Below are 21,295 nucleotides of genomic sequence, written 5' to 3' on the forward strand. Positions count from 1 at the left end.
TCCCTTGAGGCATTCCCACGCGGAGCGTGGGAACGATCATCTTGCCAAGGTCAGGCCAGTTCCAGTTCCAACGCTTGCTTGACCGGCGCGACTTCAAAGCGGTCCGCCAGAAACGGCGTGATATCCAGCGGCAACGGCTCATCGTTGACCAGTTTGTCCAGCAGCACACCGGTAATCGCCGAGGTCAGAATGCCGGTGCGGAAGTGTCCGCAGGCATTCAAATACCCTTCCACCCCACGCATCGGTCCGAGAATCGGCAACTCATCCGGCGAGCCCGGACGCAAACCCGCCCAGGTGCGTTTCAGATTGACGTCCTTGAGTTCCGGCAGGCAGCGCACCGCGCCCTGCACCAGCCCGGCGATTTCCGGGTAGGTGGTGGTGACGTCGAAGCCCTTATCTTCGGTGGTGCTGCCGATCAGGATCTCGCCGTTGTCCTTCTGCGCCACGTAGCAGTCGCTGGTGGTCAGGCAGCCGTTAAGGATTTTCGGCATGCGCTCGGTCAGCAGAATCTGGCCCTTTACCGGTTTCACCGGGATACGAATACCCGTCGCCCATTCACTCAAGTCCGCCGCCCAGGCACCACCGGCGTTGATCAGCGTCTTGCAGTGGAACACGCCCTCCTCGGCCGTCTGCACACCGGTGACGCGACTGCCGTGATGCAACACACCGGTGACGTTGGTGTTGACGAAGATGTCGACGCCGTTCTGCCGTGCACCTTCCATGTAGGCATCGGCGAGGCGGAACGGGCTGACCTGGTGATCGCAGAGAAACTCCAGTGCCCCGCGTGCTTCGTGGCTGACGCTCGGTTCAGACTCGCGTAGCGCCGCCTGATCGAGCCAGCGCACCTGATCGGCCAAGTGCGGAATGCAGCCGACGATGTGCTCGGCGTAGAGCCGGTCTTCATCGTCGTAAATGACGAATTTCAACCCGGTCTTTTCGAACTTGAAATCCATCCCATGGTTGTCTTTCAGCTCACGGTGCAGCGCCGGGTACAGCGCGTTGGACTGCAGGGCGAAATCGAAGAATGACTCCGGCAGAATGTGCGGCGTGCTTGCGTCCACTGCCACCGCCGCGCCCTGGGTTTCGCGCTTGCGGTTGGCCGACATCATGCGGAAGAAAATCACCCCGCAGCCGAGGCCGACCGACTCACCGATCGCCCACAAACCGCCGGCCGACGCACGGGTGGCGTTGCCCGGGCGCTTGGCATCGATCAGCGCCACTTTGAGGTTTTTGCGCTTGGACAATTGATAGGCGCAGGACGCCCCGATCACGCCGCCGCCGGCAATGATCACGTCGTAGAACTTACTCATGGGTAGCGGCCTCCGTGCCGACAGACTGGAACGCGGAAAAAGGAATCGGATCAATCGGAAAACGCGGACGCAACCAACCGACGTCCTTGCGCCCGGTAGCCTGACGCAAGCGATCGCTGCAGTAGCCGACGCACATGCGCCCCTGGCAATCGCCCATGCTTACGCGGGTGCGCATTTTCAGGCTGGCGATGTCTTGCACGCCTTGCTCCAGCGCCAGGTCGATGTCAGCGCGGGTCGCGTGTTCGCAACGGCAGATCACCGTGTCAGCGGCAGGCAATGCGGTCTGGCCGACGCCGCGTTCGGTGTAGCGATCCACAGCAGCGCGAAAGCGCACGATGGCTTTGAGTTTGCTCAAGTAACGGTCGCGGCGCACACGCGCCAATTCCTCTTCGAGCACGCCGCGTTGCAGGAGAATCGAGGTTGCGGCGATCTTGCCGGCGAGCATCGCCGCTTCACCGCCGCGAATCCCGCCCATGTCACCGGCCAAGTGCACGTGGGGTTCGTTACTTTGCTGCCAGACGTTCGCGTTGGCGCGCAGATAACCGTCATCGCTGAAGCCGTGATCCAGGCCCATCTGCTGGCTCAGTTGGGTGCGCGGAATAAAGCCATAACCGACCGCGAGGGTCTTGGCTTCGAAACGCTCGACGCGGCTCATGTCCGGTTCCCACGTGGCCGAGTACGGCGCGACGCTGACGCTTTTCAGCTCGCCCTCACCATGCGCCTCGACCACGCCCCAGCCGTAGTTCATCGGGATGCCGTGCAGTTTCAGGTAGGCGAGCATGCTCAAACCATCGAGAAACAATTGCGGCTTGTTCAGCAGCGCCAGACTTTCGCGGGCAATCTTGCCGAACGCGCAAGCCTCATACACGCCCGCGACGCTGACGCCCGACGCATGCAACTGCGTCGCCACCAGCGGCAGCAACGGCCCGGTGCCGGCGATGATCACCGGCCCTTGCGGCTTGACCACGCCACTTTTGATTTGCAGTTGCAGACCGCCGAGCATGATCACCCCCGGCAACGTCCAGCCCGGAAACGGCACGCTGCGTTCGTGGCAACCGGCAGCCAGGAGCAATTGCGGATACTCGATCTCGTGCAATTGCTCATCGCCATCCAGCACTACCAATGCACGAGTACCTTCGGCGCCGACCACACGATGGTTGAGGCGTACATCGATCAGCCCGGCCTGTTCCTGAAAATCACCGTGCAGTTTGCCCAGCGCTTCGGAGTAGCGCGGGCCGAGATAATCCAGCTGCACGCCGTCACGCAGCGGCCCGCGATAGACCACACCGCCAAGGCGTGAAGCTTCTTCGAGCAAGGTGCAACGCACCCCGTGGCGCGCCAGTTCGATGGCCGCCGCCATCCCCGCCGGGCCGCCGCCGACGATGACCGGTTGCAGGCTCATACGACCACCTCCTGCGCGGTGATGCGGTTGACCTGGGTTTCAATCTGCATGCCGTCACGCACCACAGTCTGGCAGGCACGGCGTTTGTGCCGGCCGTTGATTTTCACCAGGCAGCACTGGCACACGCCCATGCCGCAATAGGCGCCGGTGATCTGGTCGTGATCGTTGCGGGCAATCTGGCGAACGCCGAGGGACTGGATAACGCTGAGGACGGTTTCGCCGATGGCGGCGGTGACCGCTTGACCGTTGATGTGGACGGTCATGTCCGCCTGCGCCAACGGCTGGATATCGAAGGTTCTTTCTTGGCAGTGCATTGCTATGTTCATCCGTGAGAGTTCGGTTGAGGTGGTGTCAGCTCCTTGCTGCACTACACCGGGTCGACGCGTTTATTGTGGCTGTGAGGGGCGTCGACGCAGCTACTTCGTCAGCGCAACAAGGTGCGCGTGAAGCACTGTAGTTCATGCCTCAGCAAAGGCCTGGATCATTTACGTTAGGCGATATCGCCCGGCGAAATATTGATCCAAGCCAGTGAAAGCGGCTGGATTGTCAAACGATCAATTGGAGAAGACGTACTGCCCTTTGATCTTCCTTGTACCGACCAAAGCGAGGTCCGGAAACAGCAGCGATTTGACCCAGGCGGCGTAGAACACCATGGCCAGAATGAACGCCACGCCGAGCAGAGTCGACACGGGTTCTTCACTGAAGCCGTAGAATTCACGAGGAATCTGGCTGATCGTGAAGGTGACATAGATTGTGTAAATCACCGCGATGCCCTTGTAAAAGCCCCACGCAAACAAGAGCGGAATCACGCCAATAATCAAGACCATGGTCAATGCCATAGCGATGCCACCGTCATTGATTTGAAGCAGCCCGGCTATCGCCCCGAGAAGTCCCCAGATACCCATCAGTGCGACCAGAATGTTGACTTTAACGGCGTGTCGTTTTCTCAGGGCGGGATCCGGATGCGCCCCGATCCAGCCCGCCAGCACTCGATCCTTGACCTTGCCACCCGAAAACGCCTTGAAGGTTTCGGCCCTGGAATGCCCGCTATCGAGCATTTCGACGACTTTTCGTTTGATTGCTTGCTTGTTCAACGTATTCATCCTTAAACGTGCGCGCAACGGCCGCCCCGTTGCCGACGCGGATTTTCCCCTTGTTGCCCGTCAGAAAGCAAAAAGCCGCTTCCACCCGAAGGTGGAAACGGCCGAGGCATGGGCCTCAATGGAGCAATCAGTGCACGAACAGGGCGATCAGGATGATGATCGGGATCGGTACGCCGAGGAAAAACAGCAGTAATGAGCGCATGGTGATGCTCCTTGTTTAACGGACTGGAGTGGTCGTGGTGTAGGTGTCGACTTCTACGTACTCGACGGCATCCCGACGACGACCGCCGTAAGTAGCCGCGAGGCTGGCGAAGAACGCACCGGCCAACAGCGAAATGAACATCCACAGCGAGGTCAAGGCAGCGACTTTCGCAGCGGTGTCGGCGGCTTGTTGAGCTTTGACTTTGGCGTCGGCGAGGGCTTTCTGAGTGCGCGCATAAATCTCGTCAACGCGACGTTCGGCATCGGCCTGAGTCAGGTTGGTACGTTGCGCGACCAGTTGTGCGAGGTAAGTACGGTCTTCAGCACTCAGCTGACCGTTGGCCAGGCTTTGCGCAAAGATGCGGGCCACAGCGCCATGAGCGGCGTCATCGCTGACAGAGGCCGGACGGTCATCGCGGAACAGGCTGTCAATGTAGTAGCCGTACTGGTTGCTGTCGGTGTTGGCCGCCGCAGAACCGGCTGCTTGAGTCATGGCGCTGGCAGCACCGCCAGCCACACTGGCACCGGCCTGCACACCACCACTGATCACGCTGCTGACCGATCCGACCACCAGCACTGCAGTGACCAATGTAGCCACACACCAGGCCAGGAAGCCGTGCGCGGTGTCGCGGAAATACACCTCGTCACCGTGCATGTTCGCCCACTTCACCCGCAAGCGACCGGCGATATAACCGCCCATGCCGGAAGCGATGATTTGCGTCAGCGCCAGCCAGACAATCGTTGAAATGCCCAGGCCCTTGGCGCTGACGCCCTCTCCGGCCCACGGTGAAACGGCAGAGAAACCCAAACCGAACCCGAGCAGGACCAAAATCATCGACAGGGCAGCGGCAGCCGCGGCACCTGCGAAAATCGCGCCCCAGGACACGCCCGAAACGCTGCTCGACTCTTCAACGGCAGGATAAAACCCATCAGAAGATCTATTCATTGTTGTTCTGCTCCAGGCATGAAAAATGGTGTTACAACTCGTCAGCAGAGGAATTGCAGTGACCGTGCCATTCGCGAAAATTAAATAAAATTTTTAATTTCAATAAGTTAGAAAGAATGAACTTACGCAAACCTTGCAAATTGCAATAATTGCCGGATAACAGCGGGTTTTATGCATTGGCCTCAAGTATCAATAGCGCTCCAAATCTGCGTTTGTGACAGGTCAACATGAAAGTTAATTTAAAGCGCCAGCGGATTTTCTTGGCAAAATGCTGCCATTCCGTTTGAACCGATCAGCAGGCCTGCCTATGACTCGTATCTTGACCATCGAAGACGACGCCGTGACGGCTCGGGAAATCGTCGCCGAACTGAGCAGCCACGGGCTGGAAGTCGACTGGGTCGACAATGGCCGCGAAGGGCTCGACCGCGCCGTGAGCGGCAACTACGACCTGATCACCCTCGACCGCATGCTGCCCGAACTCGATGGCTTGGCCATCGTCACCACGCTGCGTACCATGGGCGTGGCCACGCCGATTCTGATGATCAGCGCCCTCTCCGATGTCGACGAGCGCGTACGCGGCTTGCGCGCCGGCGGTGATGATTACCTGACCAAACCGTTCGCCACCGACGAGATGGCCGCACGGGTCGAAGTGTTGCTGCGTCGGCAGAACAGCGGCGCTACTCAGGCAACGACGCTGCAAGTGGCCGACCTCGAACTGGACTTGATCAGCCATGAAGCGCGCCGCGCCGAACAGGTGCTGACGCTGTTGCCGACTGAGTACAAGCTGCTCGAGTTCCTTATGCGCAACAGTGGCCAGATCCTTTCGCGGATGATGATTTTCGAAGAGGTCTGGGGCTATCACTTCGACCCCGGGACCAACCTGATCGACGTGCACATCGGCCGTCTGCGCAAGAAGATCGACGCCGCCGGCCATGTGCCGCTGATCCGCACGGTACGGGGCTCGGGTTATGTCATTGCCGAACCCGTCTGACGGCTGGCGCTCCTCCAGCAGCCGATTGCTGGCGCTGTACAGTTCGCTGTTCGTGGCCTGGAGCGCGATCCTCATGGGGGTCATGTATTACGAGGTCTCCGGCTACCTCGACAACCTCGCCAAACACTCGTTGATGCAACGTCAGCACCTGTTTTCGCACTTTCGCGGCGAACAACTGGAAGACGCCCTCGCCGCCAGCATGACCTTCGACATTCGCGGCATCGACGCCTATGGCCTGTTCGACGCCAACGGCGTTTACCTCGGTGGAGCGCTCCAGCAGATCCCCGAAGGCCTGCCGCTGGACGGCAAGATCCACATGCTTGCCGAATGCGCCGACTCCGATGACCCGACCCTGCCCAATGACAGCTGCGATGCGGTGGCCACACAAACCCGCGATGGGCGCTGGCTGGTGTTGCTGCGCGACAACGGCTCGCTGTTCGCCGTCACGCGGATCATTTTGCATGCGTTGTTCTGGGGCGTGTCGCTGACGATTCTGCCGGGCATTGCCGGTTGGCATTTACTGCGGCGTCGGCCGTTGCGGCGCATCCGGGCGATTCAGGCCAGCGCTCAGGCGATTGTTGCCGGCGACCTGACCCGGCGCCTGCCCCTGTCCAATCGCCGCGATGAACTGGACATGCTCGCGGCCATCGTCAATGCGATGCTGGAGCGCATCGAGCGCTTGATGAATGAAGTCAAAGGCGTCTGCGACAACATCGCCCATGATCTGCGCACGCCACTGACGCGCCTGCGCGCGCAGTTGTATCGCATGCAGCAGCAGGCTGGTGAAGGTTCGCAGGAAGCGGCGCAACTGGATCTGGTGCTCGCCGAAGCGGACACGCTGATGGCGCGGTTTCGCGGGTTGTTGCGGATTTCCGAGCTTGAGGATCGCCAGCGCCGTTCAGGTTTTGTCGAGCTCGATCCAGTGCAATTGCTGGAAGAACTGCACGAGTTTTATTTGCCATTGGCCGAGGAAGGCGAGCTGCGTTTCGAGCTGAACATGCCGGAGACCCTGCCGCCGCTCAATGGTGATCGGGCGTTGCTGTTCGAGGCCTTGGCCAATCTGCTGAGCAACTCGATCAAGTTCACGCCACCGGGCGGCACGGTGATGTTGCGTGGGGTGAACGCCGGTGGGCAGACGCGGATTGAGGTGCACGACTCAGGGCCGGGGATTCCCGAGGCTGAGCGTGAGGCGGTGTTCCAGCGCTTCTATCGCGCCGAGGGTGGGCAGCCGCAGGGTGGCTTTGGCCTCGGATTGTCGATTGTGGCGGCGATTGTCAGCTTGCATGGCTTCAGTCTTGAAGTCGGCAGCAGTGATCTGGGCGGGGCGAAACTGCTGCTCGATTGCCGGCAGAGCCTGATCAAAAACTCCTGATTACTGACATGATCGTTCCCACGCTCTGCGTGGGAATGCCTCAAGGGACGCTCCGCGTTCCAGCTTGCGAAAGGGACGCGGAGCGTCCCGGGCTGCATTCCCACGCAGAGCGTGGGAACGATCATCAACTCAGGTTGGGTAATTGGCTCGGAGTGCCTCGAGGCCACCCTGATAGATGCCGTTAAACAACGCCACCACTTCCTCATCACTCACGCCTTTGGCGTTGAAACGACCCGACCACGTCACCCGTGCACCCTGCCCTTGGGCCTCAACCTTGATCGTCGCCAGGTAATCAGTCGCCGGGAACGGTGCCTGTTCGATCGAATAGCTGTAAGTCTTCGCGGCGTTATCGAACGCTTGCAGTCGCTCGATTACCACAGCGCCGTCAGCGGTTTGCAGGGTGCGCACGCGGCCACCGTCGCTCAGCTCACTGTTGGGAATAAAGGGCAGCCAATCGGGCAGCGTGTTGAAGCCGCCGATCAATTGCCAGACCTGATCGGCCGAGGCCGGAATGTCGATGGTTGCGGATGCTGTTGGCATAAATAAACGTCTCTCCAGAATTCAGATAGTCAGGCTGTCGACCACGCCGCCATCGACGCGCAACGCGGCGCCGGTGGTGGCCGAGGACAGCGGCGAAGCAATGTAGGTCACCAGATGCGCGACCTCTTCGACATCCGCCACGCGCTGGATGATCGAGGTCGGGCGGGCCTTGCGCACAAAGGCGTCGGCTTCATCGCGCAGGTTGCGCCCGGATTCGGCGGCAGCCTCCTTGAGCATGTCTTCCAGGCCGTCGGTGAAGGTCGGCCCCGGCAGGATCGCATTGACCGTCACCCCGGTGCCAGCCAGACGTTTGGCCAGACCGTGGGACACCGCCAGATTGGCGCTTTTGGTGACGCCGTAGTTGATCATGTCGGCTGGCGTGGCCACGCCGGATTCCGAGGAAAGAAAGATCACCCGGCCCCAGCCCTGCTCGACCATCGCCGGCACGTAGTGCCGCGCCAAGCGCACGCCGGAAATCACATTGACCTCATAGAAGCGCGTCCACTCGCTGTCCGGCGTATCGAAGAAATCCACGTCATTAAAGATGCCGAGATTGTTCACCAGAATGTCCGCGCGCGGCTCAGCGGCGAAGAGTTTTTGCGCGCCCTCGGCCGTGCCCAGATCCGCAGTCAAACCACGCAACTGCGCCCCCGGCACTTTCTGCCGAATGCTCGCCAGCGCCTGCTCGACCTTGGCCGTGTCGCGGCCGATCACCACCACGGTGGCGCCGGATTCGGCCAGCGACTGGCTGATGCCCAGACCAATGCCGGCGGTGCTGCCGCTGACGATGGCCAGTTTTCCACTCAGATCAATCTTCATGCCTTCACCTCATCGATTGGCAATGGTGCACGTTCAGAAACCAGTCTGGCGTCGCGCATCGCCTGCCAGAAACCGGCAGGAATGATCGCCGACAACGCCGCGACATCTTCGGCGATACGACCGGGTTTGCTCGCGCCGGGAATCACTGCAGCGACCGCCGGATTGGCCAGCGAAAACTGTAGCGCGGCGGCTTTGATATCAACGTTGTAAGCGGCGGCGATGCGTTTGATCTGCTCGACCTTGGCGATGACTTCAGGGCTGGCCTGCTGGTATTCGAAGTGCGAGCCGCCGGCGAGAATGCCTGAGCTGTAAGGGCCACCGACAACGATTTCAACGTTCTGCGCCCGAGCCGCATCCATCAAGCGCTGCAGCGGGCGTTCGTGATCGAGCAGCGTGTAGCGACCGGCCAACAGGAAACCGTCCGGCTGCGCTTCGCTGAGATCAAGGGTCAGTTCGCACGGCTCGACTTTGTTCACGCCCAGGCCCCAGCCTTTGATTACGCCTTCTTCGCGCAAGCGGGTGAGCACTTTGAATGCGCCAGTGCGGGCCTGATTGAAGTACTCCAGCCATTGATCGCCGTAAAAATCCTGAGCGATGTCGTGCACCCAGACGATGTCGAGGCGATCGGTTTGCAGACGCTTGAGGCTGTCTTCGATCGAACGCATAGTCGCGTCGGCGCTGTAGTCGTTGACGATCTTGTTCGGCCGACCGTGCTCGAACACCCCGCTCTTCTCGCCGAGATCGCGGGCGGCGGCGTCTTCGATTTCATCGAGAATCACCCGGCCGACCTTGCTGCTCAGCACGTAGTCGTCGCGTTTGTACTGCTTCAGTGCTTCGCCGAGGCGGATCTCCGAAAGACCGGAGCCGTAGAACGGCGCGGTATCGAAGTAGCGCACGCCGGCATCCCACGCGGCGTGCACGGTGGCCTGCGCTTCTTCTTCGGGGATGGCGCGGAACATGTTGCCCAGTGGCGCGGTGCCGAAGCCCAGTTGACCGGGAAGTTTGTCTTTCAAGCTCATTGGATTGTCCTCATACGTTCTTGGTCGGCGTGACCGTTGAGCAGATCCTAGATTGCGACACCGAGACCGTCCAAGACATAATCTGCAGCACTTGAGTCCCTATAGGTCTGACATGATCGACATCCGCCAATTGCGCTACTTCGTTGTAGTCGCCGAGGAAGAACACGTCGGCCGCGCCGCCGAACGGCTGCATATTTCCCAGTCGCCGCTGAGCCGGCAGATCGCCCAGCTCGAAGAACGCCTGGGCCTGACGCTGTTCGAGCGCAGTCAGCAACGCATTCGCCTGACCCGTGATGGCCAGACCTTCCTCGCCGAAACCCGCGCCCTGCTCACCCACGCCAATCGCCTGGAATCCCTCGGCAAACGCCTGGGTCGTGGCGAAGAAGGCGGTTTGTGCATCGGCTATATCGAAAATGCTATGCACGCCGGCGTCTTGCCCAATGCCTTGCGCGTGTTACGCGCGGATCGTCCCAACGTACACGTCGCGTTGTACAACCTCAGCTCCGCCGAGCAATTGGAGGGCTTGCGACAGCGTAGTCTCGATATCGCGTTGGTGAGCGAGCCGCCGACCGATGACGATCCGGATCTGCTGAGTTTCCAGGTGCTCGATGACCCGATGCTGCTGGCGTTGCCGGAGCAGCATCGTTTGGCGCAGCAAGCGGCGTTGAGTCCCGAGGATCTGGCCGATCAGGAATGGATCGGCGTGCAGCCGCGTCAGGATGCCAAAGATGAGTTTGCCAGCGCCTGCATTCGCGCCGGCTTCACCCCGGATGTGCGCATGCAGGCGACCGAACCGTTTACCGCGCTGGGTCTGGTGGCGTCGGGGCTGGGGATTGCGATGATTCAAAAAGGCCTGAGCCATAACGCACCGCCGGGTGTGGTGCTGCGCGAACTGCCGTGGCTGACGTTGACCACGCCGTTGTGGGCGGCGTGGCACCGGATCAATCTGCGGCCATTGGTCGAGACCTTCCGCAAAGTCCTGACTGACGGTGAGATAGCCGCTGACTGACAGGGCCTCTTCGCGAGCAAGCTCGCTCCCACAGGAATTCGTGTCGTTCACAGAATTGAAATCTACCCCATAACCTGTGGGAGCGAGCCTGCTCGCGAAGGGGCCGGCACATCCAACATCGAATGTGACTGACCCAAAGCCTTCGCGAGCAGGCTCGCTCCTACAGGTTTTGCGGTGGATCTACACTCATCAGATCAGCATCCAGCCGTGAGTTGACCATGAGAATGTCCGCACAAATGACCGTCGTCGCGGTACTCGCCACCCTCGCCTACCTCGGCCTGGCGGTGTGGGGCATTGGTGGTGTGGCGATGTTCTTTTCCCACGGTTCGCTGGTGATCGTCGCATTGGCGACGGTGGCGATGGTGATTGCTTCGCTGTTCAGTGAGGTCAACCTGAGTGCTGGCGAGCGTGAAGACCGCGCCAATCGCTGGGTGATTCCGGCGTTCGGTGTGATCGGGCTGCTCAGTGGTTTTCTGCCGGCTTACTGCGACCGGGTGAATTTCTGGACGCTGGGCGGTGAAGGCGTGCGCTGGCTCGGCGCATTGCTGTTTATCGTCGGCGGCGTGCTGCGGTTGTGGCCGGTGTTTGTGCTGGGACGGCGTTTCAGCGGACTGGTGGCGATTCAACCGGGGCATCGGTTAGTCACCGATGGCATTTATCAACGGCTGCGCAATCCGAGTTATCTGGGGTTGTTGATCAATGCCGTGGGCTGGGCATTGGCGTTTCGTTCGGTGGTCGGGTTGATGCTGGCGGCGCTGACGTTGATCCCGTTGATTGCCCGGATTCACTCGGAAGAAGCCCTGCTGCGGGCGCAGTTTGGCGCGGAGTACGACGCTTATTGCGCACGGAGCTGGCGGTTGGTGCCGGGGGTTTACTGACCACAGGGCAACACTTAACCCTGTGGGAGCTGGCTTGCCAGCGATAGCGGTAGTTCAGTCAAATTTATAGTGACTGACAGGGCCTCATCGCTGGCAAGCCAGCTCCCACAGGGACTGTGTTGTGTCAGTTTTTTTGCAGGTGAAGTTTGCCGTCGTTGTCGACCTTGACCTGCACCGCACCATAACTGGCCAGCGTCGCATGGGCCGTTTCCAGCGGATGCTGATGCGTCGTGGTGATGATCATCAGCGGTGCACCGGCCGCTTCGGCAGCCTGAATACCGACGGTGGCGTCTTCAAAGATCAGGCAATCATGCGGCTCCAGGCCCAGTCGTTGGGCCGCCAGTAAATAGCCGGCCGGGTCGGGTTTACCCGCTTTGACGTCCTCAGCGGTAATCATCACCGCAGGCGTTGGAATCCCCGCCGCCGCCATGCGCCGCAACGCCAGATCCCGTGGCGCCGACGTCACCATCGCCCAGCGATTTTTGGGCAGGCTATTGAGAAATCTCGCCGCGCCGGGTATCTCGACAATGCCTTCGACGTCTTCGATTTCCGCCTCGGTGATGAACGCCGCTTGCGCCTCGGCATCCACCCCCGGCAGGTTCAGCCGGGTGATGGTGTCGATCGCGCGCACACCATGAATGGTCGGCAAAAACGTTTCCACATCGACGCCATGGCGCACGGCCCAGGCTGCCCAGATCCGCTCGGCGGCGGCGATGGAGTTAAGGACGGTGCCGTCCATGTCGAACAGAAACGCGCCGAACGCGCGATCGAAGACGTTATCGTGAGCAGACAAAAGATCGCATCCTTTGACAAGACTGGGCGGATTGGCCGGGCAATGTAGCATTTTTGCCCGGCGATTCGTCCCGGCATCTCAGTGCAGGCGCGGAGCCTTGGACTTGAACGCGCTATCCACGCAGTCGAGTAACTGGCCGATGGCCCACGGCTTCTTGATGAACGCCACCGGGTGTTTGACCCCCGACGTCTCCGGGGTTTCATAGCCGGACATGACCATGACCGGCTTGTCCGGCCAGCGTTCGCCGACCAGATTGGCCAACCCGGCGCCATTGATTTCGCCGGGCATGGTGATGTCGGTCAGCAGCAAGGCCACTTCCGGCGCGTGCTCTTCCAGATACAGCTTGGCGTCATCCGCGCTGGTACGTGGCTCGACTTTGAAACCTTCCTCCTGAAGAATTTCGCAGAGAAACTCCAGAATCAACGGATCATCCTCAACCACCAGAATCAATCCGTCAGGAAGGTGCGCGCTCGCCGTAGGTATTGGGCACATGGAACTGCACTCCCTGAATTGCATTAACGATTTAGCGGCTTGAATCCGCTGCTTAACTGGTATGAGCAGCGGGCTCTGCAGAAATTCACTTTTGATACAGGTCTTTTGCGAAACGGCGTTTTTGCCCGTCAGCGGCAATCGTTCGCGACGGTGTATTTGTGGTTAAAATGCCGGCCCTTTTGCTTGCCGATTCTGACCGATGAACCCTGAAGCCCTCGCCACCCTCCACGCCCATCTGCTGCCGGCCCTCGCGGCTGCACCGAGCGAAACCCGTCGCCTGTTCCACGGGCGCGGTCGCTGCTGGGCCGGGCTGGAGCAGTTGACCGTGGACTGGCTGCAAGGCGTGATGCTGGTGTCGCTGTTCAAGGAACCGGCGCCTGAGCAACTGGACAATCTCAAAGCGTTGCTGCTGGGTCTCACAGATTCCGCCGAATGGAAACAGTCTGACGCGCACACGTTGCTGATCCAGCATCGCTACTTGCCACAGAGCACTGCCGAATGGTTGCTGGGCGATGAAATCGAAGAAATGAGCATCGTCGAGGGCGGCTTGCAGTACCGCGTCGACCTGGGGCGCAAACAGAACGCCGGGCTGTTTCTCGACATGCGTTACGGGCGCAACTGGGTGCGCGAGCAGGCCAACGGCAAACGTGTGCTCAATCTGTTTGCCTACACCTGCGGTTTTTCCGTGGCGGCCATCGAGGGCGGCGCCAGTCATGTGGTCAACCTGGACATGTCCCGCGCGGCCCTGAGCCGTGGCCGCGACAATCATCGCTTGAACGGCCATGATCTGAGCAAAGTCAGTTTCCTCGGCCACGACCTGTTCAAGTCGTGGGGCAAGGTGATCAACAGCGGCCCGTATGACTTGGTGATCATCGACCCGCCGTCGTTCCAGAAAGGCAGTTTCCTGCTGACCAAGGATTACCAGCGCGTGCTGCGCCGCTTGCCGGAATTGCTCACGGCGCAAGGCACAGTGCTGGCGTGCATGAACGACCCGGCATTCGGTTCGGACTTTCTGATTGATGGCGTGACTCAGGAAGCACCGAGTCTGCGCTTTGTAGAGCGACTGGAGAATCCGCCGGAGTTTCCAGACATAGATCCTGAAAGCGGTCTCAAGGCCCTGATCTTCCAGCGCACTATCTGACACCCCGAAGATCCCTTGTAGGAGTGAGCCTGCTCGCGATAGCGGTCTATCAGTCAAATAGGTGGTATCTGACACACCGCTATCGCGAGCAGGCTCACTCCTACAGGGGGATTGTGTTGGGTCAGGGAGTTGGTGGGCGCAGCACCAAAGCAAACAACTCGCCATGCCCGGTGACATTGAGCTTGTGATAAAGATTGCGCCGATGCACCTTGACCGTCTCCGGCGAAATGCCCATCTGCTGGGCCATTGCCTTGCTGGAGAAGCCCTGCAAAATCAGCCGCGCCGTATCGACCTCACGCACCGTCAGCCGCGCGTCGAAGCGGTCGAGCAACGTCGCCAGATCCCCAACCACCATTTCCGCCGCCGCGCCCTGCGGCGGCAGCAACTGCACATGCCGACGCATTGCCGCCAACACCCAATCGCGCACGCACAGCAACCGGCCCTGCTCGGCCATGTCGAACGGCGTCGAACGGCCCAATGACAAACCGAGCACGCCGCCCTCGACGTTGATCATGAACTGCAACTCGTCCTCGCCCACCACCGAACGAAAGTAACTCTGGTAGTACTCGCTGTGCAGAAACTGGTCCGGCGCCACCGAGGCGAGGCTGTGCAAACCATCAGCAATGCCGGTCGAGGCGCTCTGGTAAAACGGATCAAGCAGGTACATCCCGGCGCTGTAACCGGCCAGTTCTTCCTCCTCGTCGGGGCGGCCCTTGCTGTCAAAGTCGATCAGCAATTGCGGCGCCTGCCCGGCTTTCATCAACGCCACCAGCGCGTTGTCCAGCGGCACCAGCAGCCGCAACGTGTCCACCAGCGCACGCCAGAAACCGTCCTGACCGACACCGGCAAATACCCGCGCCAGGCTCTGATGCACTGGCAGTTCCTGCAGCAACGCGTCCACGCACTACCCCTTTTGAGTAACCCATGATGGGAATGGGTCAGGCGTGACCGGCCCGATAGGCTGACCACTCCTGTTCATCACCGGCCTGCACAGGCCAGGAGTGCCGCATCATGCGTGGTCACCGTGGCTGTATCAACCTCAGCATTCAACTGGGCCTGCTGGTCGGTACTGGCGCCAGCTCGATCGCCATGGCCGCTGACGCGCCGAGCGTGCACGTCTACAACTGGTACGACTACATCGGCCCGAACACCCTCCACGACTTCCAGCGCGACAGCGGTATCCAGCCGGTCTACGACACCTTCGACAGTGCCGAAGTCCTCGAAGGCAAATTGATGACCAGTCGCAGCGGCTACGATGTGGTGGTGGCAAGCAACTTCAGCCTGCCGACGCTGATCAAGGCCGGCGCGCTGGCCCCGCTGCCACGCGAGCAACTGCCGGGCTGGAAGAATCTTGATGCCGATTTGTTGGCAAAACTGGCCAACAACGATCCCGGCAATCAATACGCCGTGCCGTATCTGTGGGGCACCAACGGCATCGGTTACAACGTCGACAAGGTGCGCGCAGCGTTAGGCGACAAGGCACCGGTGGATTCGTGGGATCTGGTGTTCAACGAAGCCAACCTCGCCAAACTCGGCCAGTGCGGCGTGGCGATGCTCGATTCGCCGTCGGAGATGCTGCCGGTCGCCCTGCACTATCTCGGCTTGCCCCCCAACAGCACCGATCCCGAAGACTATAAAAAAGCCGAAGCGCTACTGCTGAAACTGCGCCCGCACATCGCCTATTTCAACTCGTCGAAATTCATCAGCGACCTGTCCAACGGCAACATTTGCGTGGCGGTCGGTTGGTCCGGGGCGATGCTCGAGGCCAAGACCAATGCCGAGCAGGCCAACAACGGCGTGAAGATCGCCTACAGCCTGCCCAAGGAAGGCGCGCCGGTGTGGTTCGACACGTTGGTGCTGCTCAAGGACGCGCCGAATCGGCCCCAAGGGCTGGCGTTTATCGATTATCTGCTGCGGCCCGAAGTGATTGCGCCGGTCAGTGATCATCTGTCGTATCCCAATGGCAACCGAGCGGCGACAGCGCTGGTGGCCGCCGCCACGCGGGACAACCCGGCGGTTTATCCATCGGCCACGGCGATGGCCACGCTGTACACCCTTGAACCCCTGCCCAAAGCCACCGAACGGGTGCGCACGCGGGTGTGGAGCAAGGTCAAGAACGGCCAGTAACCCCTTTTGAACATTTCACCAAACCCTGTGGGAGCGGGCCTGCTCGCGAAAGCGGTGGGTCAGGCACTGATGTGTTGAAAGTGCCGACGCCTTCGCGAGCAGGCTCGCTCCCACAGGGGCGGTGAACAACCCTGCATTTTTTAGAGAGACAGAAATCAATGAAACCTCGTGCCCGTGACCTCAACATCCGCATCGGTCAACTGCATCCCGGCCCGCTCAACGCCATCACTGATGTACCCGGCGTACGCGTCGGCCACGGCAATGTGCGCGGACGCAGCAGCGCCGGACGGGATATCTGCACCGGCGTGACGCTGATCGAACCGCGTCCGGGTTCGACCAATCAGCAACCGTGTTTTGCTGGCGTGCATGTGCTCAACGGCAATGGTGACGCCACCGGGCTTGAATGGATTCGCGAGGCGGGTCTGCTGACCAGCCCGATTGCCTTCACCAACACCCACAGCCTCGGTGTGGTGCGCGATGCCTTGGTTGTCCTGGATCGTCAGCAGCAACCCGACGACGGCCGTCTCTACTGGAACATGCCAGTGGTGCTGGAAACCTTTGACGGCTTGCTCAACGATATCAACGGTTTTCACGTGCAGCCCGCGCATGTGGCTGAAGCCCTGAAAAACGCGGTCGACGGCCCAGTGGTGGAAGGCGCCGTCGGCGGTGGCAGCGGCATGATCTGCCATGAATTCAAGGGTGGCATCGGCACCTCGTCGCGGCGCTTGAGCGCTGCGCAGGGCGGCTGGACCGTCGGCGCGATCGTCCAGGCCAACCACGGCATTCGCAGCGAACTGCGGGTCGATGGCTACCCGGTCGGGCGCTACATGGAACAGAAAGATTCGCCGTTCTTGCGGGCATCGTTGCCACATCCGGGCATGGGTTCGATCGTCGTCTGTCTGGCCACCGATGCGCCGCTGTTGCCTCATCAATGCACGCGTCTGGCGCAGCGTGCGAGCCTCGGTCTGGCGCGCACCGGCGGCGGCAACGAGGATCATAGCGGCGACATCTTCATCGCCTTCGCCACCGGCAACGCTCATGTGCCACCGGCGGCGTACGAAGGCAAAGGCGCGCCGACCTGTGACGGCTTGCGCATGGTCAACAATGACCATATCAGCGAGTTGTTCCTGGCCGCGACCGAGGCGGTTGAGGAAGCGATCATCAATGCCTTGCTGGCCAGTGACAGCACCGAAGGCAACGGTCACTCGGTGCCGGGACTGGATGCCGAAACCCTGCTCGCTGCCCTCGAAAAATCAGGCTGGCCTGGCGCCCGCTGACAGCGCAAAAACACTGTAGGAGCTGCCGGAGGCTGCGATCTTTTGATTTTAAGAACAAGATCAAAAGATCGCAGCCTCCGGCAGCTCCTACAGGGGTTATGTGAAGATTTGGCTACCGAGTTCCCTTGCAACCGCCAGTTGCTCCGATGGATCGCGCAACTCCGATTCCGGCAACAACGTCGAACTCAGCACCGTCGCTCCGCAGTAGTCGAAAATCCCGTGCTCAATCTGCGCCTTCATCGCAGCGCCATAGCCGTGGCGCTCGTAAGTGCGTGCATCCGCGCCGGCGAGGCCGACCAGATGCACGCGCAGGCGCTGCAGCAGCTTCACATGCTTGAGGTCACCACTGAAATCGAAGGCCCAGCCATTGCTGAACACCCGATCGATCCAGCCTTTGAGCTGCGCCGGCATCGACCACCAGTACACCGGATACACCAGCACCAAGGTATCGGCGCGGTCGATGCGTGCCTGCTCGGCCAGGACATCAGCGGGCGGCGCGGACTCGCGGTGATGCACGGCGAAATCCGCCGCGCCAAAACATGGCTCGAAGCCCTCGGCATAGAGATCGGCGATTTCAAAAGTGTTGGCCGGGTTGGCCTGAACAAGGCTTGCAGTGATTTGCGCGGCGACGCTGTGGGTCAGCGAGCGTGGGTCGTGATGCGCGACGACGATCAAGGCGTGCATGGCAATTCTCCGGTTGGTGATTGTTCACCAAGGCTTATATACTCTTGGTAAGTTACGAACAGTAAGTTACGTTTGGTATATAAACGATGTCAACCACTGAAATCAGCGAACCCGACTCCCCCGCTCCGCGGCGTCGCCTGTCCCGTGAAGATCGCCTGCGCCAATTGCTCGATGTCGCCTGGCAAATCATCCGCGCCGAAGGCTCTGACGCCCTGACCCTCGGCTATCTCGCCGAAATGGCCGGGGTGACCAAACCGGTGGTGTACGATCATTTCGTCACCCGAGCCGGTTTGCTTGCAGCGCTCTATCGGGATTTCGATGCTCGGCAAACGGCGTTGATGGACGCCGCGATTGCCCGAAGCGAACCGACACTGACCGGCATCGCTTCGGTGATTGCCACGGCGTACGTTGATTGCGTGATGCTGCAAGGCAGAGAAATCCCCGGGATCATCGCAGCGCTGGCGAGCACTCCGGATCTGGAGAAGATAAAGCGTGAGTACGAGGCGATCTTCCTCGAAAAATGCCGTCGCGATCTACAACCGTACGCCCACGGCGGGGAAATTACTCAAGCCGGATTGCGCGCAATGCTCGGCGCTGCCGAAGCGCTGTCGCACGCGGCGGCCAACGGTGAAGTCAGCGCGAAAGAGGCCAGCGACGAGTTATTCGCAACCATCCTTGCCATGGTCGGACGCGCCGCCGTTCGGGCGACTGGCGGTACTTGAGCCGTCACTTGCACACTCCTACGATGGAATCACGCAGTGGCTCCGCTCTTCGAGCGCTGCGTAGGCACGGGTGCTCTGAACCCCAATCAAGCCCGTGCCTTGCTTCATGCGCATCTTGAGCCTCGAGGGCTCTACTTCCTCCCCATCAAAGAGCTTTGAGGCTCTTTTTTTGTCTGCGCAAATCAGTAGCCCGGCGCCTGATCGGCGTGAATCGAACGCTATGCTGCCTGCGCCAGCAACTCGCGATAGTCCTCCGGGCTGCCCTTCACGGGCCCCGCCAACCCCAAGGCGCGGATCACCTTGAACGTCAAACCCGGCTGAATGGCGCCCACAAAAAAGCCCTTGCTGCGCGATTCACAGCAAGGGCTTTTTCGCCGAAGCGAGGTCAGTGCACGGTCAGGCGCTGGCGGACAAAATCCTCGACATGGCGAGTGGTCTGATCGAGGTGCCGGTCGCGCTGTTTCTCGGCATCGAGCATCGCCCGTTTGCCATTTTTCTGCAGCAGGTAGGTGTGGATCTGCTGCACTTCCAGCGAGCGGTAAATCGGCGTGGTGTCGATAAATCCGCGCAAGCCATTGCTGCGGTAATGCCGGGTGCTCATCAACACCTGGGTTTCACGCTGGCCAATCACCTCAAAGCCCAACGCTTCGAAGTACGGGACTTTGCCGATCGTGCAGGCCAGCTCCGCATGGGGATAACGCCCGACCATCTCACCGATCATCGCCCGCGCCACGCCCTGGCGCCGATGCCCTTCGCGCACCGCCATGTAGGCCACGCTGCAGGCTTCCCAGTCGCCCTGCACCGGCAGGTACAACAGAAAACCGATCACTTGCTCCGGATCATCCTCGTCGGTGGCCACCAGCAACTCCACGTCGATACCCTTCTCGCCATTCAACGCTTCGAGATACAGATGCACCTCATAGCCAACTGCGTACTGATAGACGTTGTACAGCAGGTTGCTCGGGCCGAGGCCGACCGCGCTGATGTCGGTCAGGTAGTCGACGACCATCTGCAGGATCTGGCTGTTGACGGCCTCGGGGCATGGGGATTTGTAGTGGGTGATGCGTGGCATGACGAACTCCGACGGTAAAAAGCGTTGCCGACCGCCGCAGCGGTCGACGAGCCGCGACATCATACCGTGACGCACGCGCTCGACGTCTAAAGTTCCTGTTCCGAGCGCCGATGTAACGGTCTCCTACAAATGTCACCACCAGGGATCGGCCATGTACTACCCGCGCGAAGCTGCCAAGGATCACCTTTACAACCGTATCGTCATGCTGACCGTTGCTTGCTGCGTGGTTTTGCTGCTCGCTGCAATGGCGCACAAGTCGGGCATGCTTTATGGGGCGCTGAGTTTCAACGGTGTGGAAACCCGCGGCAACGTCACGGTACTGGAAAAGATTCCAATGAACGCCAATGGCAAGGTCATTCACTATCAATACACCGATGCCCAAGGCCAGACCCATGAAGGGCAACACGCCGACGAACGCTACGTCGAGCATACCCAATATGAAGTCGACGGCCCCATCACCCTGCTGGTGTCGCCGTGGATGCCGGATAAAAGCTGTATCGCCAGCCAGTTGCAGAGTTACCGTACGAGCTTCTACATCATGACCGGCGGTGTGTTGCTCGCACTGCTGTTTCTGCTGATCTCGGGCAGGACGTTCTGGCAGATTCAGGCAATGAAAGAACAAGACCGGTTTTATTGAGTCCAGCCTCACAGGCAACAACCATCACGCGCGCCGGGCGTCTTGCTGCGGCGCCATCCTGACGTTCTCGCACCGCCCTCCCTGAAAAAAATTTCATCCACCTCAGACGGGATCTTTCGCAAATCAGGCATCCAATTCTGCAGCTGCGTTGACTTTTCAACGCAGGCCTTGAGGAGTTGTCATGAGCGTTTTGCGTTCCCTGTCCAAATGGCGAAAAACCCTGCTGCTGGTGTCGTTGACGCTGGCGGCGCTGAGCAGTGCCCCGGTGTTTGCGCAACCGGTGGTGATCGTCCAGCAAGCTCCACCGCCGATGCGCATGGAAGTGATGCCCGGCGCACGTCCCGGTTATGTCTGGGATCAAGGTCATTGGCGCTGGCAAGGACGCGGTTACGTGTGGATACCCGGCCACTGGCAACCGGTGAGGTACGGCGCGCGCTGGAAACCCGGGCACTGGCAGGCACGCGGACCAAACTGGTTCTGGGTCGAGGGGCATTGGGTGCGATGAATGCGCGACAGCCTGACCATCACTTCTTGCGAGAACACCTCCATGTCGAAGACCGTTAAAGCATTGCTGGCCGCCACGCTGGTGGCCGTTACGTTGTCCGGTTGCGTCGTCGAGCCGGCCCGTCCGCATCGGCCTCCGCCGCTGGTCGAAGTCGTTCCGGTGATGCCGGCGCCGGGTTATCACTGGGTTGCCGGGCACTATCGCTGGGGCGGCAACCAATGGCGCTGGGTGCCGGGTCACTGGCGGGCCTATTGA

The 21,295-nt window shown here is 60.6% G+C and carries 25 protein-coding genes; 12 read left to right on the forward strand and 13 right to left on the reverse strand.

Annotated features, from left to right (window positions below):
* Nucleotides 1-50 precede the first annotated feature (50 nt).
* The 4 genes from hcnC to CKW26_RS06930 all read right to left on the reverse strand — a co-directional run bounded on the left by hcnC (nt 51) and on the right by CKW26_RS06930 (nt 3,806).
* The gene (gene hcnC, locus CKW26_RS06915) at nt 51-1,310 is read right to left on the reverse strand and encodes a cyanide-forming glycine dehydrogenase subunit HcnC (RefSeq protein ID WP_095048017.1); all 1,260 of its coding nucleotides are present in this window, start codon (nt 1,308-1,310) and stop codon (nt 51-53) included.
* Nucleotides 1,303-2,712, reverse strand: coding sequence for a cyanide-forming glycine dehydrogenase subunit HcnB (gene hcnB, locus CKW26_RS06920; RefSeq protein ID WP_095048018.1), 1,410 nt, complete (start codon nt 2,710-2,712; stop codon nt 1,303-1,305). Before hcnB ends, hcnC begins: the two co-directional genes overlap by 8 nt.
* A complete protein-coding gene (gene hcnA / locus CKW26_RS06925) occupies nt 2,709-3,026 on the reverse strand; it encodes a cyanide-forming glycine dehydrogenase subunit HcnA (protein ID WP_034156200.1) in 318 nt (105 codons plus the stop codon). Before hcnA ends, hcnB begins: the two co-directional genes overlap by 4 nt.
* Before the next feature lie 240 nt (nt 3,027-3,266).
* Nucleotides 3,267-3,806, reverse strand: a complete 540-nt coding sequence (locus CKW26_RS06930) for a hypothetical protein (RefSeq protein ID WP_007915001.1) — start codon at nt 3,804-3,806, stop codon at nt 3,267-3,269.
* Here CKW26_RS06930 and CKW26_RS29410 point away from each other — a divergent pair.
* The gene (locus tag CKW26_RS29410; protein WP_141231768.1) at nt 3,799-4,008 is read left to right on the forward strand and encodes a hypothetical protein; all 210 of its coding nucleotides are present in this window, start codon (nt 3,799-3,801) and stop codon (nt 4,006-4,008) included. The genes CKW26_RS06930 and CKW26_RS29410 overlap by 8 nt on opposite strands.
* A gap of 24 nt (nt 4,009-4,032) precedes the next feature.
* Here the strand turns inward: CKW26_RS29410 and CKW26_RS06935 are convergent, their stop codons facing one another.
* The gene (locus CKW26_RS06935) at nt 4,033-4,962 is read right to left on the reverse strand and encodes a hypothetical protein (RefSeq protein ID WP_095048019.1); all 930 of its coding nucleotides are present in this window, start codon (nt 4,960-4,962) and stop codon (nt 4,033-4,035) included.
* A 307-nt stretch (nt 4,963-5,269) separates the two neighbouring features.
* Here CKW26_RS06935 and CKW26_RS06940 point away from each other — a divergent pair, with 307 nt between their 5' ends.
* Complete coding sequence (locus tag CKW26_RS06940) at nt 5,270-5,953, forward strand: response regulator transcription factor (RefSeq protein ID WP_007914996.1); 684 nt, start codon at nt 5,270-5,272, stop codon at nt 5,951-5,953.
* Nucleotides 5,931-7,325, forward strand: coding sequence for a HAMP domain-containing sensor histidine kinase (locus tag CKW26_RS06945; RefSeq protein ID WP_095048020.1), 1,395 nt, complete (start codon nt 5,931-5,933; stop codon nt 7,323-7,325). Before CKW26_RS06940 ends, CKW26_RS06945 begins: the two co-directional genes overlap by 23 nt.
* 129 nt (nt 7,326-7,454) lie before the next feature.
* Here the strand turns inward: CKW26_RS06945 and CKW26_RS06950 are convergent, their stop codons facing one another.
* From CKW26_RS06950 to CKW26_RS06960, 3 genes are read right to left on the reverse strand one after another with little or no spacing between them, the layout of a single operon-like run.
* Entirely contained in the window at nt 7,455-7,865 is a 411-nt protein-coding gene (locus tag CKW26_RS06950) for an SRPBCC family protein (RefSeq protein ID WP_095048021.1), read from the reverse strand.
* Between the two features lie 21 nt (nt 7,866-7,886).
* Entirely contained in the window at nt 7,887-8,684 is a 798-nt protein-coding gene (locus CKW26_RS06955) for an SDR family NAD(P)-dependent oxidoreductase (RefSeq protein ID WP_095048022.1), read from the reverse strand.
* Nucleotides 8,681-9,703 carry an aldo/keto reductase gene (locus CKW26_RS06960; RefSeq protein WP_095048023.1) on the reverse strand — a complete coding sequence of 341 codons (1,023 nt, stop codon included), beginning with the start codon at nt 9,701-9,703 and terminating at the stop codon, nt 8,681-8,683. Before CKW26_RS06960 ends, CKW26_RS06955 begins: the two co-directional genes overlap by 4 nt.
* A gap of 112 nt (nt 9,704-9,815) precedes the next feature.
* Here CKW26_RS06960 and CKW26_RS06965 point away from each other — a divergent pair, with 112 nt between their 5' ends.
* Complete coding sequence (locus tag CKW26_RS06965; RefSeq protein WP_095048024.1) at nt 9,816-10,712, forward strand: LysR substrate-binding domain-containing protein; 897 nt, start codon at nt 9,816-9,818, stop codon at nt 10,710-10,712.
* 218 nt (nt 10,713-10,930) lie between these two features.
* Nucleotides 10,931-11,590: an isoprenylcysteine carboxylmethyltransferase family protein gene (locus CKW26_RS06970; RefSeq protein ID WP_095048025.1), complete on the forward strand. Its 660-nt coding sequence runs from the start codon at nt 10,931-10,933 to the stop codon at nt 11,588-11,590.
* A 124-nt stretch (nt 11,591-11,714) separates the two neighbouring features.
* On the opposite strand, the gene CKW26_RS06975 is transcribed toward CKW26_RS06970, so the two are convergent.
* Nucleotides 11,715-12,383, reverse strand: a complete 669-nt coding sequence (locus CKW26_RS06975; RefSeq protein ID WP_095048026.1) for an HAD family hydrolase — start codon at nt 12,381-12,383, stop codon at nt 11,715-11,717.
* 78 nt (nt 12,384-12,461) lie between these two features.
* Nucleotides 12,462-12,875 (reverse strand): response regulator, encoded by a 414-nt coding sequence (locus CKW26_RS06980; protein ID WP_095048027.1) that lies wholly within the window; start codon nt 12,873-12,875, stop codon nt 12,462-12,464.
* A 199-nt stretch (nt 12,876-13,074) separates the two neighbouring features.
* Here CKW26_RS06980 and CKW26_RS06985 point away from each other — a divergent pair, with 199 nt between their 5' ends.
* A complete protein-coding gene (locus CKW26_RS06985) occupies nt 13,075-14,016 on the forward strand; it encodes a class I SAM-dependent methyltransferase (RefSeq protein ID WP_095048028.1) in 942 nt (313 codons plus the stop codon).
* Nucleotides 14,017-14,137: 121 nt separating this feature from the next.
* Here CKW26_RS06985 and CKW26_RS06990 read toward each other — a convergent pair whose 3' ends face one another.
* Nucleotides 14,138-14,917, reverse strand: a complete 780-nt coding sequence (locus tag CKW26_RS06990) for a helix-turn-helix transcriptional regulator (protein ID WP_095048029.1) — start codon at nt 14,915-14,917, stop codon at nt 14,138-14,140.
* A 110-nt stretch (nt 14,918-15,027) separates the two neighbouring features.
* Here CKW26_RS06990 and CKW26_RS06995 point away from each other — a divergent pair, with 110 nt between their 5' ends.
* Together CKW26_RS06995 and CKW26_RS07000 are read left to right on the forward strand one after the other, a co-directional pair.
* Nucleotides 15,028-16,143, forward strand: coding sequence for a polyamine ABC transporter substrate-binding protein (locus CKW26_RS06995; RefSeq protein WP_095048030.1), 1,116 nt, complete (start codon nt 15,028-15,030; stop codon nt 16,141-16,143).
* A gap of 158 nt (nt 16,144-16,301) precedes the next feature.
* Entirely contained in the window at nt 16,302-17,420 is a 1,119-nt protein-coding gene (locus tag CKW26_RS07000; RefSeq protein WP_095048031.1) for a P1 family peptidase, read from the forward strand.
* 96 nt (nt 17,421-17,516) lie between these two features.
* Here the strand turns inward: CKW26_RS07000 and CKW26_RS07005 are convergent, their stop codons facing one another.
* Nucleotides 17,517-18,104, reverse strand: a complete 588-nt coding sequence (locus CKW26_RS07005; protein WP_095048032.1) for an NAD(P)H-dependent oxidoreductase — start codon at nt 18,102-18,104, stop codon at nt 17,517-17,519.
* An 86-nt stretch (nt 18,105-18,190) separates the two neighbouring features.
* Here CKW26_RS07005 and CKW26_RS07010 point away from each other — a divergent pair, with 86 nt between their 5' ends.
* Nucleotides 18,191-18,826, forward strand: coding sequence for a TetR/AcrR family transcriptional regulator (locus CKW26_RS07010; protein ID WP_095048033.1), 636 nt, complete (start codon nt 18,191-18,193; stop codon nt 18,824-18,826).
* A 385-nt stretch (nt 18,827-19,211) separates the two neighbouring features.
* Here CKW26_RS07010 and CKW26_RS07015 read toward each other — a convergent pair whose 3' ends face one another.
* Nucleotides 19,212-19,898 carry a GNAT family N-acetyltransferase gene (locus tag CKW26_RS07015; RefSeq protein WP_095048104.1) on the reverse strand — a complete coding sequence of 229 codons (687 nt, stop codon included), beginning with the start codon at nt 19,896-19,898 and terminating at the stop codon, nt 19,212-19,214.
* Between the two features lie 151 nt (nt 19,899-20,049).
* Between CKW26_RS07015 and CKW26_RS07020 the strand changes: the two genes are divergently transcribed.
* The 3 genes from CKW26_RS07020 to CKW26_RS07030 all read left to right on the forward strand — a co-directional run bounded on the left by CKW26_RS07020 (nt 20,050) and on the right by CKW26_RS07030 (nt 21,295).
* Nucleotides 20,050-20,535, forward strand: coding sequence for a DUF3592 domain-containing protein (locus tag CKW26_RS07020; protein WP_095048034.1), 486 nt, complete (start codon nt 20,050-20,052; stop codon nt 20,533-20,535).
* Nucleotides 20,536-20,716: 181 nt separating this feature from the next.
* Complete coding sequence (locus CKW26_RS07025) at nt 20,717-21,040, forward strand: YXWGXW repeat-containing protein (protein WP_095048035.1); 324 nt, start codon at nt 20,717-20,719, stop codon at nt 21,038-21,040.
* A 42-nt stretch (nt 21,041-21,082) separates the two neighbouring features.
* Entirely contained in the window at nt 21,083-21,295 is a 213-nt protein-coding gene (locus CKW26_RS07030) for a YXWGXW repeat-containing protein (protein WP_007908149.1), read from the forward strand.

This window comes from Pseudomonas sp. Irchel s3h9 (assembly GCF_900187475.1).
Lineage (GTDB): Bacteria > Pseudomonadota > Gammaproteobacteria > Pseudomonadales > Pseudomonadaceae > Aquipseudomonas > Aquipseudomonas neuropathica.

What these genes read in the sequence shown, in the direction of transcription:
- hcnC (WP_095048017.1), bottom strand. Translation starts at nt 1,310, where the DNA reads ATGAGTAAGTTCTACGACGTGATCATTGCCGGCGGCGGCGTGATCGGG.
- hcnB (WP_095048018.1), bottom strand. Translation starts at nt 2,712, where the DNA reads ATGAGCCTGCAACCGGTCATCGTCGGCGGCGGCCCGGCGGGGATGGCG.
- hcnA (WP_034156200.1), bottom strand. Translation starts at nt 3,026, where the DNA reads ATGCACTGCCAAGAAAGAACCTTCGATATCCAGCCGTTGGCGCAGGCG.
- CKW26_RS06935 (WP_095048019.1), bottom strand. Translation starts at nt 4,962, where the DNA reads ATGAATAGATCTTCTGATGGGTTTTATCCTGCCGTTGAAGAGTCGAGC.
- CKW26_RS06940 (WP_007914996.1), top strand. Translation starts at nt 5,270, where the DNA reads ATGACTCGTATCTTGACCATCGAAGACGACGCCGTGACGGCTCGGGAA.
- CKW26_RS06945 (WP_095048020.1), top strand. Translation starts at nt 5,931, where the DNA reads ATGTCATTGCCGAACCCGTCTGACGGCTGGCGCTCCTCCAGCAGCCGA.
- CKW26_RS06950 (WP_095048021.1), bottom strand. Translation starts at nt 7,865, where the DNA reads ATGCCAACAGCATCCGCAACCATCGACATTCCGGCCTCGGCCGATCAG.
- CKW26_RS06955 (WP_095048022.1), bottom strand. Translation starts at nt 8,684, where the DNA reads ATGAAGATTGATCTGAGTGGAAAACTGGCCATCGTCAGCGGCAGCACC.
- CKW26_RS06960 (WP_095048023.1), bottom strand. Translation starts at nt 9,703, where the DNA reads ATGAGCTTGAAAGACAAACTTCCCGGTCAACTGGGCTTCGGCACCGCG.
- CKW26_RS06965 (WP_095048024.1), top strand. Translation starts at nt 9,816, where the DNA reads ATGATCGACATCCGCCAATTGCGCTACTTCGTTGTAGTCGCCGAGGAA.
- CKW26_RS06970 (WP_095048025.1), top strand. Translation starts at nt 10,931, where the DNA reads ATGAGAATGTCCGCACAAATGACCGTCGTCGCGGTACTCGCCACCCTC.
- CKW26_RS06980 (WP_095048027.1), bottom strand. Translation starts at nt 12,875, where the DNA reads ATGTGCCCAATACCTACGGCGAGCGCGCACCTTCCTGACGGATTGATT.
- CKW26_RS06985 (WP_095048028.1), top strand. Translation starts at nt 13,075, where the DNA reads ATGAACCCTGAAGCCCTCGCCACCCTCCACGCCCATCTGCTGCCGGCC.
- CKW26_RS06995 (WP_095048030.1), top strand. Translation starts at nt 15,028, where the DNA reads ATGCGTGGTCACCGTGGCTGTATCAACCTCAGCATTCAACTGGGCCTG.
- CKW26_RS07000 (WP_095048031.1), top strand. Translation starts at nt 16,302, where the DNA reads ATGAAACCTCGTGCCCGTGACCTCAACATCCGCATCGGTCAACTGCAT.
- CKW26_RS07005 (WP_095048032.1), bottom strand. Translation starts at nt 18,104, where the DNA reads ATGCACGCCTTGATCGTCGTCGCGCATCACGACCCACGCTCGCTGACC.
- CKW26_RS07010 (WP_095048033.1), top strand. Translation starts at nt 18,191, where the DNA reads ATGTCAACCACTGAAATCAGCGAACCCGACTCCCCCGCTCCGCGGCGT.
- CKW26_RS07015 (WP_095048104.1), bottom strand. Translation starts at nt 19,898, where the DNA reads ATGCCACGCATCACCCACTACAAATCCCCATGCCCCGAGGCCGTCAAC.
- CKW26_RS07020 (WP_095048034.1), top strand. Translation starts at nt 20,050, where the DNA reads ATGTACTACCCGCGCGAAGCTGCCAAGGATCACCTTTACAACCGTATC.
- CKW26_RS07025 (WP_095048035.1), top strand. Translation starts at nt 20,717, where the DNA reads ATGAGCGTTTTGCGTTCCCTGTCCAAATGGCGAAAAACCCTGCTGCTG.
- CKW26_RS07030 (WP_007908149.1), top strand. Translation starts at nt 21,083, where the DNA reads ATGTCGAAGACCGTTAAAGCATTGCTGGCCGCCACGCTGGTGGCCGTT.